Raw genomic sequence first — 12,185 nt, 5'->3', positions numbered from 1 at the left:
GCGTGCGCGCCCTGCCCGGCCCGGACCGCCCGACGCTGCAGGCGGGAGGCGTTCAGCTGGTCGAGGGTGAAGACCGCCAGCGAGAGCCAGATGAGCCCGAAGCCCGCCCAGCGGGCCGCGGGCATCTGCTCGCCGAGGACCGTGACCGCCACGAGGAACTGCAGGATGGGCGCCGTGTACTGCAGCATCCCGAGCGTGGTCAGCGTCAGGGAGCGGGCCGCCGCCGAGAACAGGATGAGCGGAACGGCGGTGAGCACGCCGAGCCCGGCCATGAGCCAGAAGTGGCCGGGCCCCTCGGTGACGGTGGTGAGCAGCCCGGCCTGCGCCAGCAGCACGCTGCCCACCACGAACACGGGGATCAGCACCACGGTCTCGGCGGTCATCGCGGTCACCGCGTGCACGGGGGAGGGGAAGCGCTTCTTCACGAAGCCGTAGAGCCCGAACGAGGTGGCCAGCCCGAGCGCGATCCACGGCACCTGCCCCATCGCCGCGGACATCACGACGACGGCGGCCACCGCGATCCCGACGGCCACCCACTGGCCCCGCCGCAGCCGCTCCCCGAGGAAGAGCACGCCGAGCAGGACATTCACCAGCGGGTTCATGAAGTAGCCCAGCGACGCCTGGAGCACGTTGCCCGTGGTGACCGAGACCGCGTACAGCAGCCAGTTCACCGCGATGATCCCGGCGGCCAGACCCGTGGTGCCCCAGCGGCCGGGCGTGGCCAGCGCCGTCCCCAGCTCGCGCAGGCGGCGCATCACGGTCAGCAGCAGCAGGCAGAAGATCAGGGCGAAGCCGATGCGCACCACCACGATCTCCAGGGCCCCGGCGGGCGCGAGCACCGCCATGTAGAGCGGCAGCAGGCCCCACACGAAGTAGGCGGTGAAGCCGAGGGCCAGCCCACGCGGGTCATCGGCCGGGGCGGGGGAGACGGTGGGCAGGGCGCCGGTGTCGGGGGCGGCGCCGTCGGGGGTCACGCCGGGCCGGACAGCGGGGGAGGAGGGGCTCACGCGGACCACTGTACGGTCCGGGTGAGCACTCTCACCCAGGTTCCTCCCGGTCACGGCGGTAGACTGGGGGGTCGATCCCGCGCGCCGGTGCCGGGCCTTGCCCCGCGCTCCGCCGGCGTGCCCCGCCGTCGTCGAAAAGGACCCACCCACCGTGACCGTTCGCCCTGACCGCCCGTTGCGCATCGCCATCATCGGTGCCGGACCCGCCGGGGTGTACACGGCGGACATCCTGACCAAGGAGGAACGGGACTTCCGGGTCAGCATCGACCTGTTCGACCGGTACCCGGCCCCGTTCGGCCTCATCCGCTACGGGGTGGCCCCGGACCATCCGCGCATCAAGGGCATCGTCACCGCCCTGCACAAGGTCATGGACCGCGGGGACATCCGTTTCCTCGGGAACGTGGACTACGGCACGGACCTGAGCCTGGCGGATCTGCGTCGGCATTACGACGCGATCGTGTTCTCCACCGGGGCCGTGCGGGACGCGGCCCTGGACGTTCCCGGGGTGGAGTTGGCCGGCTCGTTCGGTGGCGCCGACTTCGCGTCCTGGTATGACGGGCACCCGGATGTGCCGCGGCACTGGCCGTTGGAGGCCACGCAGGTGGCGGTGATCGGCAACGGGAACGTGGCCCTGGATGTGGCCCGGATCCTGTCCAAGCATGCCGAGGACCTGCTGCCCACCGAGATCCCGGACAACGTGTACCGGGACCTGGCCGCCTCCCCGGTCACGGATGTGCACGTGTTCGGCCGGCGCGGGCCGGCGCAGGTGAAGTTCACCCCGCTGGAGCTGCGGGAGCTGGCGCACTCCCGGGATGTGGACATCGTGTTGTACGAGGAGGACTTCGACTTCGATGAGGCCTCGGAGAAGGCGATCGAGGAGAACAACCAGGTCCGCACCATGGTGGGGACGCTGACGAACTGGCTCATGGAGCAGGAGGACCGTCAGCAGAGCGCCTCGCGTCGGCTGCACCTGCATTTCCTCCAGGCCCCCGAGGAGTTCCTGGACGAGGACGGCGACGGCCGGGTGGACGGCCTGCGGATGCGCCGAATGGAGCTGGACGGTTCCGGTGGGGTCCGCCCGACGGACGAGACCGTGGACTACCCGGTGCAGGCGATCTACCGGGCGGTGGGCTACTTCGGTTCGCCCGTGGAGGGGGTGGAGTTCGATGAGGTGCGCGGGGTGATCCCGAACGCGCAGGGCCGGGTGCTCGACGCGGACGGTGCCCCCGTGCCGGGCCTGTACGCCTCGGGGTGGATCAAGCGGGGCCCGGTGGGCCTGATCGGGCACACCAAGGGTGACTCCCTGGAGACGATCAAGCATCTGATCGAGGACGAGCCGGGGCTGTGGACGGCCCAGGAGCCCTCCGAGGAGTCGGTGATCGAGCTGCTCGAGTCCCGTGAGGTGCCGTACACCACGTGGGCCGGCTGGCATGCTCTGGATGACCACGAGAAGTCCTTGGGTGCGCAGGCGACGGAGGCCGGTCCGGTGGCGCGGGAGCGGGTGAAGGTCGTGGACCGGGAGGAGATGACCCGCATCTCCCGCGACGGGGCCTCCGTCCCGACCGCCTGATCCGGGGCGGGCCCTGGCCGCCCCGGCGCTAGGCTTCCGGGGTGGCCCGCCTCCTCGTCGACATCACCCCGCTGCGGGTCTCACCCGCCTACCGGCGGCTGTGGCTCGGCAACACGCTCGCGTACGTGGGCACGCAGCTCACGCTCGTGGCGGTGTCCCTCGAGGTGTTCGCCCTGACCGGCTCCTCGTTCGCGGTGGGCCTGCTCGGCCTCGCCGCGCTCGTGCCGCTCGTGGTCGCGGGCCTGTACGGCGGCGCGATCGCGGACCGGCACGACCGCCGCCGCGTCGCACTGACCTCGTCGGCCGTCATGTGGCTGACCACGGTCGGCATCGCCGCGCAGGCCTGGGCCGGGCTCGAGTCGGTGCCGGTGCTGTACGCCCTCGTGGCCCTGCACTCCGGCGCGTCCGGCATCAACCAGCCCACCCGCGGCGCGATCATCCCCGCGCTCGTGGGCCTGCCGCTCGTGCCGGCGGCGAACGCGCTGAACATGATGACGTTCTCCGTGGCCCTGATGGTCGGCCCCGTGCTGGGCGGCGTGCTCGTGGCGGCGGTCGGCTACGCGTGGACCTACTCGATCGACGTCGTCACCTTCCTCGCCGCCCTGTACGCCGTGTGGCGGCTGCCGTCCCTGCCGCCGCAGCGGGGCGAGGCCGCGGCCGCCTCGGGGACGCGCGGGGGCCTGGCCTCGGTGGTCGAGGGCCTGCGCTTCCTCGGCTCGCGACCGAACCTGCGGATGACCTTCCTCGCGGACATCGTGGCCATGACGACGGCGTTCCCGCGCGCCCTGCTGCCCGCCATCGGCGCCGTGGTGCTCGGCGGCGGTGAGGCCGCCGTCGGCGTGCTGCTGGCCGCGATGGCGGCGGGCGCGTTCCTCGCGGGGCTGTTCTCCGCGCCGTTCACACGCCTGCATGCGCAGGGCTGGGGCGTGTACGTCTCGATCCTCGTGTGGGGCGCGGCGGTGGCCGCGTTCGGCGGCGTGGTGTGGTGGGCGCAGTCCCTGCCCGACGGCGATCCCCGCCTCACGCTCGCGTTCGCCCTCGCCGCGCTGTGCATGGCGGTGGGCGGGGCCGCGGATTCGCTCTCCGGCGTCTTCCGCGGCTCGATCCTGCAGTCCGCGACCCCGGACCACCTGCGCGGCCGGCTGCAGGGCGTGTTCGTCGTCGTGGTGGCGGGCGGGCCGCGCCTGGGCGAGCTGCTCACCGGCGGCGCCTCCGTGGGCCTGGGGGAGGGGCCGACCCTGCTGGCCGGCGGTGTGCTGTGCATGCTCGGCGTGACCGCGCTGATGCGGTGGGAGCCCGGCTTCCTGCGCTACGACGCGCGGAACCCCACACCCTGAGCGGGCGCGGGGTTCCGTGGCGGGAGGCTGCGAGCCCGCGACCGCCGAGGAGCGCCGAGCCAGACGTTTCTGCCCGTGAGCCAGATGATTCTGCTGCAGATCGGGCCGCGAAACCGCCGAAACGTCTGGCTCGCGGCAGCCTGAGCCGCCGTCCACGGGAGCCACCACGACGACGGCGGCCGGCGGGTCAGCGGTCGCGGTCGGCCTGGAGCGTGGCCGGCACCGCGCCGCCCAGGCGCGTCCAGTGGCGGACGAGGTCCTCGTCCGGGGCCGCCTGGAGCGTCTCGCGGGCCGCCTCCTCCGCCTTCTTGATGCGGCGCTCCAGATCCTGGTCCGCGCCCTCGTAGGCGGCCGCGTGCCGGTGGGAGCGCAGCGATCCGACGTCCTCCGTGCGACGCTCCACCACCGCGAGCTGCTCGGCGATCGCGTCCTGGTTGGCGCGCTGGGCCTTCAGGTTCGCGGGGGCGAGCACCTGGGCCACGAACCCGTGGTCGAGGAGGAGGCCGCGCGGGGCGGCGATGCCGTGACGCAGCGCGAGGTCCACATGGTCCTCGAAGGTCAGGAGCATGGCGGCCTTGGTGAACTTCAGGTCGTCGACCGGGCGGCCGTCCACGCGGGCCCGGGCCCGCGCCCGGCCGATCGTGGTGTCGGCGGACCACACGGCCCCGCGAGGGTCGATCAGGTACAGCATGGGGACTCCTGGTGGGCTCGGAGGGGAGACGGCGTGCGGATCAGCGGAAGTTCACGAACTGCAGGTCCGCGTCCTCGAAGTCCTTGAGCATCGCGATGACCGACTGCAGGTCGTCGCGGGACTTGGAGGACACGCGCAGCTCGTCCCCCTGGATCTGGGCCTTGACGGACTTGGGGCCCTCGTCGCGGATCAGCTTGGTGATCTTCTTCGCGGTGGGCTGGTCGATGCCCTCCTTCATGGTCGCCTCGATGCGGTACTCCTTGCCGGAGGCGAACGGGGCGCCGGCGTCGAGGGACTTGAGGGAGATGCCGCGCTTGACGAGCTTGGACTCGAACACGTCCTTGACGGCCTTGACGCGCTCCTCGGAGGAGGCCTTCATGAGGATCTTCTCGCCGGAGAAGTCGATCTCGGCGCCGACGCCCTTGAAGTCGTAGCGCTGGGCGATCTCCTTCTGCGCCTGGTTCAGGGCGTTGGACACCTCCTGGCTGTCCACCTTGCTGACGACGTCGAACGTGGAATCGCTGGCCACGGGTGCTCTCCTTCAGGGTCTGCGGACGGGGCGCGCCCGTCGTCGACGGCCACTGCGGGGCCGCGCGGAGCGCTCTGCGGGCCAGCCTACCGGGGACGACGGACGCGGTCCCGGGCCGATTGGCGGCGTGGCGCGGAGATGCTGTACAGTGGACTCTCGCCCGACCGGTGCGGTCGTCCTCGAGACGTCCGGCAGCCGCCGGGTGGCACGGCAGATTTCCCGAGCGGCCAAAGGGGGCTGACTGTAAATCAGCTGGCACTGCCTTCACTGGTTCGAATCCAGTATCTGCCACCGGAACGAAGACCCCGGGACCGTACGGTCCCGGGGTCTTCTGCCGTCCGGGGCCGTGGCACACCCCGCGTCCCCGCCCCGGGAGGTGGCGGCCTCCCGCCAGGCGACGTAGCCTGCCTGTGGTCCGTGTCACACCCGATGCCCTCCGCGGTCCGGCGGCGGCACGGCCGTGCATCGTGACGCCGTGCGGCGTCGCCCGACCGTCCGCGAGGAGCGCCCGATGACCGAGTCCACCGCCCCCGAGTCCTTCACCCAGGGACCGACCGACGTCGAGCTGCTCGAGCAGACCCTGGCCCAGAACCTCGACGACACCGCCCGCCGGTTCGCCGACCGCGCCGCCCTCCTGGAGTGTGGACCGGACGGGGACCCTGCCACCGGACGCACCTGGACCTACGGGCAGCTGCGGGAGGAGTCCGTGACGGTGGCCAAGGCGCTCATGGCTGCGGGCTACGAGGCGGGGGACCGGATCGGGATGTGGAGCCCCAACGTCGCCGAGTGGGTCTCGCTGCTCTACGGCGCGGCACGCGCCGGCGTCATCCTCGTGAACCTCAACCCGGCGTACCGCGCCCACGAGCTGACGTACGTGGTCGAGCAGTGCGACATGCGCGGGCTGGTGGTGGCCTGCGCGGACGCACGCATGGACCCGCCCGCCACCGCGCGGGCCGTGGCCCGTGAGTCGGCGCCGCACCTGCGGCAGCTGATCATGCTGCCGGCCGGGAGCGGCGAGGACGCCTACGCCCACGTGCAGGACGGTGACGTGGCCGGCCGGCACGCCGCCGATCCCGTGGCCGAGGGCACGTGGGCCGCCTTCCTGGCCGGGGCCGCGCGGGTCTCGGACGAGGACCTGGCCGCGCGCGAGGCCGCCACCCGGCCGGCGGACCCCGTGAACCTGCAGTACACCTCGGGCACCACCGGCTTCCCCAAGGGCGTCACGCTGACGCATCGCAACGTGCTGAACAACGGCTTCCACATCGGCGAGCTGCTGGGCTACACGGAGGAGGACACCGTGGTGATCCCGGTGCCGTTCTTCCACTGCTTCGGCATGGTGATCGGCGTGATCGCCACCGTCTCCCATGGCTCGCTCGCCGTCATCCCGGCGCGCAGCTTCGAGCCGGTCTCGGCGCTGCGGGCCGTCGCCGCCACCGGCGCGACGAGCCTGTACGGCGTGCCGGCGATGTTCATCGCCATGCTCGCCCGGCCCGAGGCGGACGAGCTGGACCTGACGACGCTGCGCACCGGCGTGATGGCCGGCTCCACGTGCCCCGTCGAGGTGATGAAGAAGGTCATCGACCGGTTCCACATGTCCGAGGTCGCCATCTGCTACGGCATGACGGAGACCGCGCCCGTGTCCACCATGACCCGCCGCGACGACTCCCTGGAGGTGCGCACCCAGACCGTCGGCCGCACCATGCCCCACGTGGAGACGAAGATCGTGGACCCCGCCACCGGTGAGGTCGTCCCGCGCGGGGCCACGGGCGAGCTGTGCACCCGCGGCTACTCCGTGATGCTCGGCTACTGGGACGCCCCCGAGAAGACCGCCGAGGTGCTGGACGCCGACGGCTGGATGCACTCCGGCGACCTCGCCTCCATGGACGAGGACGGCTCCGTGCGCATCGAGGGCCGCATCAAGGACCTCGTGATCCGCGGCGGCGAGAACATCTCCCCGCGCGAGGTGGAGGAGTTCCTCTACACCCACCCGGACATCCAGGACGTCCAGGTGGTGGGCGTGCCGGACGAGAAGTACGGCGAGCAGCTCATGGCCTGCGTGATCATGAAGGACGGCGTCGAGCCGCTCACCGTGGACGCCGTCCGCGAGTTCGCCACGGGCCGGATCGCGCACTTCAAGATCCCGGCCTACGTCCGCGTGCTCGACGCCTTCCCCATGACCGTCTCCGGCAAGGTCCGCAAGGTCGAGCTGCGCGAAGAGGGCGCGAAGGTCGTCCAGGCCCAGGCCCACGCCCAGGGTGCGGGCTGACGACGACCGTCACCCTCAGGCGGCGGGCAGCGGGAACACGTCCCAGATGGTGCAGACCGCCTCGGGGGCGGCGCCCAGGATCGTGGCACGGTACGTGGTCGACCACGCCCGCGGGTCGGCGTCGCGCAGGCGCCACGTGCCGTCCGCGAGCACCGCGTCCACGAACGCGGAGGTGTCGGCGGGGCTGCCGTCCTCGTGGACCAGGGGGCCGCGACGCAGGGCTTCACCCAGGTCGCCCGCTCGGCCGACGGCGTAGAGCGCGGTCTCGTCCGTGTCCAGCACGAGGCCGCAGTCCTCCTCGAAGGCGGTGATCCAGGCCATCGCGTGCCGCATGGCCTCGTCCGGGTCGGGGTGGCGGGTCACGATGAGCACGGAGCCGCGCTCGCCCGGACGCAGGGAGCCGGGCGTGCCGGGGCCGTGCGGGTCGGGTTCGCGCGGGGCGGCGGCGGTGTGCGGGCGGGGCTCGAAGGCGGTGGTCATGGCGGTCTCCTCCCGGGTGGGGACTCATCAGGGTCCCGGCGGCGCCGCACCGGTCGGAGCGGCATCGCCCACGCTAGGAACCCGGGGCGGGCGGCCGGCCGGACCCGGCCGGGGCTGGGGAGGACACGCCGGGAGCAGCGGCCTGTGCAGGAGCGGAGGGGTCGCGCGGACGCGCCGGCACGGCCTCGGCCGGCCCGGCGTCGCGTCAGTGGGCGCGGTGGTCGGCCGGGGCGAGCTTGGGCCCGAACGCCTGCTTGCGCTCTCCGGAGAGCCCGATCATCCGCACCACCCGCTGCCGGTGCCCGGCCCATGGCGCGAGCAGGCGGAGCATCCCGGCGTCGTCGGTCCGGCGTCCCGTGAGGACCTGCCCCACGTACTGCGCCAGGTGGTAGTCGCCCACGGAGACGAGGTCCGCCGCCCCGTGGCTGCGCTGCAGCGCCTCGGCCGTGGTCCACGGCCCGATCCCGGGCACCGACTCCAGGCGCCGGGCCAGCGCGGCCACCCCGGCCGTGTCCCCGGGGGCGACCGCGTCGCCGAGCCGGTCGATGCTCGCGGCCCGCCGGGCGACCTCCAGCATGGTCCGCGACTGGGAGGGCTGCACCCAGGCCCGCGCATGCCAGTCCCACGAGGGGATCCGCAGGACGGCGGCCGGGGTCGGCGGCGGCAGCATCCCCGGCGGCACCGGGCCGGGGGCGGGCCCGTCGTCGTCGATCCGGGCGGCCAGCCGCACGAGGGTGCGCCAGCCGTGCCGCGCCTGGTCGTGGGTGACCTTCTGCTCGAGCACGGCGGTGAGCAGCTGCCGGGACAGCGCGCCCGCCGCCGGCAGCCGCAGCCCGGCCCGCATCCGCCGCGCCTCGCGCACGTGCGGCGGCAGCGCGGGCGCGCCGGAGTCCGGCCGCAGCAGGGCGTCGAAGGCGTCCCAGCCGTCGTCGTGCAGGCCGAGCAGGCGTTCCACGCCGGCGACGGCGGCGCTCGCGCCCGCGCCCCACGCGCGGGCCGTCACCGCGGTGCCGCCCCCTGCGGCCTCCCGGACGCCGGAGACCAGCAACGACGTCGGCCGGCCCGGGCCGCCCGACGCCACGTCCGGGGCGGGGGAGCGCAGAGTGAGCCAGACGCCCTGCGGTGTGGCGCGGACCGTGGGGTCGGCCGCACCGCGCTGCAGGGGGCGCAGGGTGAGCGCGACGTCCACGGGGACGGGCACGCGCACGCGGCGCTCGGCGTCCGGGGCGGTCATGCCCGCACCGTACACCCGGGCCCGGACAGGACGACGTCGGCCGTGACGGCGCGCACGCCGGGCGTTGCCCCGCGTGTCCGGAGCCCTCCTTCGGCGTCCGGCCCCTGGCGTAGCGTGGGGTGCGTGAGTGAAAAGACCCCCGCGCCCACCCCTGCGCAGCCCATGCAGTACGCCGAGAACGTCCTCGAGCTGATCGGGCACACCCCGCTCGTGAAGCTGCACTCCGTGACGGAGGGCATCGAGGCCACCGTCCTGGTGAAGGTCGAGTACCTGAACCCCGGCGGCTCCGTGAAGGACCGCATCGCGCTGAAGATGATCGAGGAGGCCGAGCGCGAGGGCCTGCTCGGCCCGGGCGGCACCGTCGTGGAGCCCACCTCGGGCAACACGGGCGTGGGGCTGGCCCTGGTCTCGCAGCTCAAGGGCTACCGCACCGTGTTCGTCACCCCGGACAAGGTGGGTCAGGAGAAGCGGGACGTGCTCAGCGCGTACGGCGCCGAGCTCGTCGTCACGCCCACCGCCGTGGACCCGACGTCCGAGGAGTCCTACTACGGGGTCGCCGACCGCCTCGTGCGGGAGATCCCCGGGGCCTATCAGCCCAACCAGTTCTTCAACCCCGCCGCCCCGGCCTCCCACTACGAGACCACCGGCCCCGAGATCTGGGAGGACACGGCCGGCCGCGTCACCCACGTCGTGATGGGCGCCGGCACGGGCGGCACCATCACGGGCACCGGCCGCTACCTCAAGGAGGTCTCGGCGGACCGCCCGTCCGGTCCGGTCCGCGTGATCGGCGCGGACCCCAGCGGCTCGGTGTACTCCGGCGGCGCCGGCCGGCCCTACTTCGTCGAGGGTGTCGGCGAGGACATGTGGGTGGACAACTACGACCCCGCGGTCCCGGACGAGGTCATCGCCGTCGAGGACGCCGAGGCCCTGGCCATGACCCGCCGCCTCGCCGCCGAGGAGGGCCTGCTCGTGGGCGGCTCCTCCGGTCTGGCCGTCGTCGCCGGCCTGCGCGCCGCCCGCGAGCTCGGCCCGGAGGACGTCATGGTGATCGTGCTGCCCGACTCGGGCCGCGGCTACCTCGCCAAGATCTTCAACGACCCGTGGATGGACGAGCGCGGCTTCGACTACGACGTCCGCGAGACCGTGCTGCCGGCGTGGGCGCGCGGGCGCACCCGCTCGGCGGTCCCGCAGATGGACGACGACGGCGCCACGGGGGCCGCCGGCGGGGCCGGCACGCCCGTCGAGGTGCTCGAGCACGCCGACGCCGAGCCGGCGACCCGCGCGGGCGCCCCCGCCGAGGCCGACCGCTGGTCCGCGACGGCGGGGGAGCTGCTGACCGAGAAGGCCGACCTGTTCCCGGGCTCCGTGCCCACCCTCGTCACCGCGGCCCCGACCACCTCGGTGGCGGACGCCGTGGCGACCATGAACCGGTACGGCGTCGACGCCCTGCCCGTGATCCTCGAGCCCCGGCACGACCTGCGGATCGGCGAGGTCCGCGGCACCGTCTCCTCCGCCGCGCTCGCGGACGCCCTCGCTGAGGGGCGGGCCACCGCGCAGACCCCCGTGGCCGACGTCATGGGCCCCGTGCTGCCCTGCCTGGGGGCGCGCACCCCGCTGCGCGCCGTGGCCCGGCGCCTCGCCCAGGACCCCGTGCTGCTGGTGCTCGAGGCCGGCCGCGTCCAGGGCGTCGTCACCCTGCACGACGTCCTCGCCCACGTCACCGCCTGAGGCCGGCCGCACCGGCCGCGCCCGCCCCACCCGACCCGATCTCTCCGAGGAGGCTCCCGAGATGACCGAGCAGAACGTCCACGAGGACCCGCACGCCACCACCCCCGACACCGGCGCCGAAGACGCCGCCGCCCACCCCCAGGGGGGAGGCTTCGGCACGCGCGCCGTGCACGCGGGCCAGCACCTGGACGAGGTGTTCGGCGCCGTCGTCCCGCCGATCCACCTCTCGAGCACCTACGCGCCCACGGCCGTCGGCGAGCTGCGGCGCGGCTACGACTACGGCCGCGGCACCAACCCCACCCGGGACGCGCTGCAGGAGCAGCTGGCCGCGCTCGAGGCCGGCGTCGACGAGTCCGGCGCCCCCCGGGCCACCGGCCTCACGTTCGCCTCCGGCCTGGCCGCGGAGACCGCGCTGATCATGGGCGCGGGCCGGCCGGGCATGACGATCGTGCTCGGCAACGACGTGTACGGCGGCTCCTACCGCCTCATCTCCCGCGTGCTCGCCCCGTGGGGCGTGGAGCACGTCGTCGTGGACATGGGGGACGCCGAGCAGGTCGCCGCCGCCGTCGAGCGCGCCGCCGCCACGGGACCGGTCATGGTGTGGCTGGAGACCCCGTCGAACCCGATGATGAAGATCTCCGACGTCGCCGCGGTCGCCGAGGCGGCCCACGCGCACGGCGCCCTGCTCGTGGTGGACAACACCTTCGCGACGCCGTACCTGCAGTCCCCGATCGCCCTCGGCGCGGACGTGGTGGTGCACTCCACCACGAAGTACATCGGCGGCCACTCGGACGTGATCGGCGGGGCGCTCGTGATCCCGGACGCCGCACTCGCCGAACAGGTGAAGTTCCAGCAGTTCGCGGCGGGGGCCGTGAACGGGCCCATGGACGCGTACCTGACCACGCGCGGCCTCAAGACGCTCGGGGTGCGCATGGACCGCCACCAGGCCAACGCCCAGGCCGTCGCCGAGTGGCTCACCGGCCGCGCCGAGGTCTCCCAGGTGCTCTACCCGGGGCTGCCGGACCACCCCGGCCATGACCTCGCGCAGCGCCAGATGCGCGGTTTCGGCGGCATGGTCTCGCTGCGCCTGTCCGGCGGCGCCGCGGCGGCCCGCCGCGTGGCCGAGTCGACCCGCCTGTTCCAGCTCGCCGAGTCCCTGGGCGGCATCGAGTCGCTGATGAACTACCCGGCGGAGATGACCCACGCCTCCGTGGCCGGCACCGAGCTGGCCGTGCCGGACGACCTGCTGCGCCTGTCGGTGGGCATCGAGGACGCCGAGGACCTCGTGGCGGACCTGGAGCGGGCTCTGGGCAGCCTCTGACCCGCCGACGTCCGCCAGAGGT

Annotated in this window: 10 protein-coding genes and 1 tRNA gene; 6 read left to right on the top strand and 5 right to left on the bottom strand. The window is 73.7% G+C overall.

Annotated elements, in window-relative coordinates:
• Positions 1–1,016: EamA family transporter RarD (rarD, locus tag ACZ1IK_RS10590; RefSeq protein WP_044659539.1), on the bottom strand; the 1,016-nt coding region annotated here is incomplete at its 3' end.
• Between the two features lie 142 nt (positions 1,017–1,158).
• On the opposite strand from rarD, the gene ACZ1IK_RS10585 reads away from it, so the two are divergent.
• Positions 1,159–2,577 carry an FAD-dependent oxidoreductase gene (locus ACZ1IK_RS10585; RefSeq protein WP_044659540.1) on the top strand — a complete coding sequence of 473 codons (1,419 nt, stop codon included), beginning with the start codon at positions 1,159–1,161 and terminating at the stop codon, positions 2,575–2,577.
• A 41-nt stretch (positions 2,578–2,618) separates the two neighbouring features.
• On the top strand, positions 2,619–3,914 hold the full coding sequence (locus ACZ1IK_RS10580; RefSeq protein ID WP_044659541.1) for an MFS transporter: 1,296 nt from the start codon (positions 2,619–2,621) through the stop codon (positions 3,912–3,914).
• Between the two features lie 187 nt (positions 3,915–4,101).
• On the opposite strand, the gene ACZ1IK_RS10575 is transcribed toward ACZ1IK_RS10580, so the two are convergent.
• Together ACZ1IK_RS10575 and ACZ1IK_RS10570 are read right to left on the bottom strand one after the other, a co-directional pair.
• The gene (locus ACZ1IK_RS10575; RefSeq protein WP_036317679.1) at positions 4,102–4,605 is read right to left on the bottom strand and encodes a hypothetical protein; all 504 of its coding nucleotides are present in this window, start codon (positions 4,603–4,605) and stop codon (positions 4,102–4,104) included.
• Between the two features lie 40 nt (positions 4,606–4,645).
• Positions 4,646–5,134, bottom strand: coding sequence for a YajQ family cyclic di-GMP-binding protein (locus ACZ1IK_RS10570; RefSeq protein WP_002856881.1), 489 nt, complete (start codon positions 5,132–5,134; stop codon positions 4,646–4,648).
• Positions 5,135–5,343: 209 nt separating this feature from the next.
• Here ACZ1IK_RS10570 and ACZ1IK_RS10565 point away from each other — a divergent pair.
• Positions 5,344–5,425, top strand: a tRNA-Tyr gene (locus ACZ1IK_RS10565).
• Positions 5,426–5,645: 220 nt separating this feature from the next.
• Positions 5,646–7,400, top strand: coding sequence for an AMP-binding protein (locus ACZ1IK_RS10560; protein WP_044659542.1), 1,755 nt, complete (start codon positions 5,646–5,648; stop codon positions 7,398–7,400).
• 15 nt (positions 7,401–7,415) lie between these two features.
• Here ACZ1IK_RS10560 and ACZ1IK_RS10555 read toward each other — a convergent pair whose 3' ends face one another.
• Together ACZ1IK_RS10555 and ACZ1IK_RS10550 are read right to left on the bottom strand one after the other, a co-directional pair.
• Complete coding sequence (locus ACZ1IK_RS10555; protein WP_041103583.1) at positions 7,416–7,880, bottom strand: hypothetical protein; 465 nt, start codon at positions 7,878–7,880, stop codon at positions 7,416–7,418.
• 205 nt (positions 7,881–8,085) lie between these two features.
• Entirely contained in the window at positions 8,086–9,114 is a 1,029-nt protein-coding gene (locus tag ACZ1IK_RS10550) for a DNA-3-methyladenine glycosylase family protein (RefSeq protein WP_044659543.1), read from the bottom strand.
• A gap of 162 nt (positions 9,115–9,276) precedes the next feature.
• Between ACZ1IK_RS10550 and ACZ1IK_RS10545 the strand changes: the two genes are divergently transcribed.
• Both ACZ1IK_RS10545 and ACZ1IK_RS10540 read left to right on the top strand, forming a co-directional pair.
• Positions 9,277–10,842, top strand: a complete 1,566-nt coding sequence (locus ACZ1IK_RS10545) for a pyridoxal-phosphate dependent enzyme (protein ID WP_036317690.1) — start codon at positions 9,277–9,279, stop codon at positions 10,840–10,842.
• 61 nt (positions 10,843–10,903) lie between these two features.
• On the top strand, positions 10,904–12,163 hold the full coding sequence (locus ACZ1IK_RS10540) for a cystathionine gamma-synthase (RefSeq protein ID WP_082067610.1): 1,260 nt from the start codon (positions 10,904–10,906) through the stop codon (positions 12,161–12,163).
• Positions 12,164–12,185: the final 22 nt, after the last annotated feature.

The sequence above is a fragment of the Micrococcus sp. CS26 genome, assembly GCF_055522295.1.
This window is presented reverse-complemented; position numbering and strand designations above follow the sequence as displayed.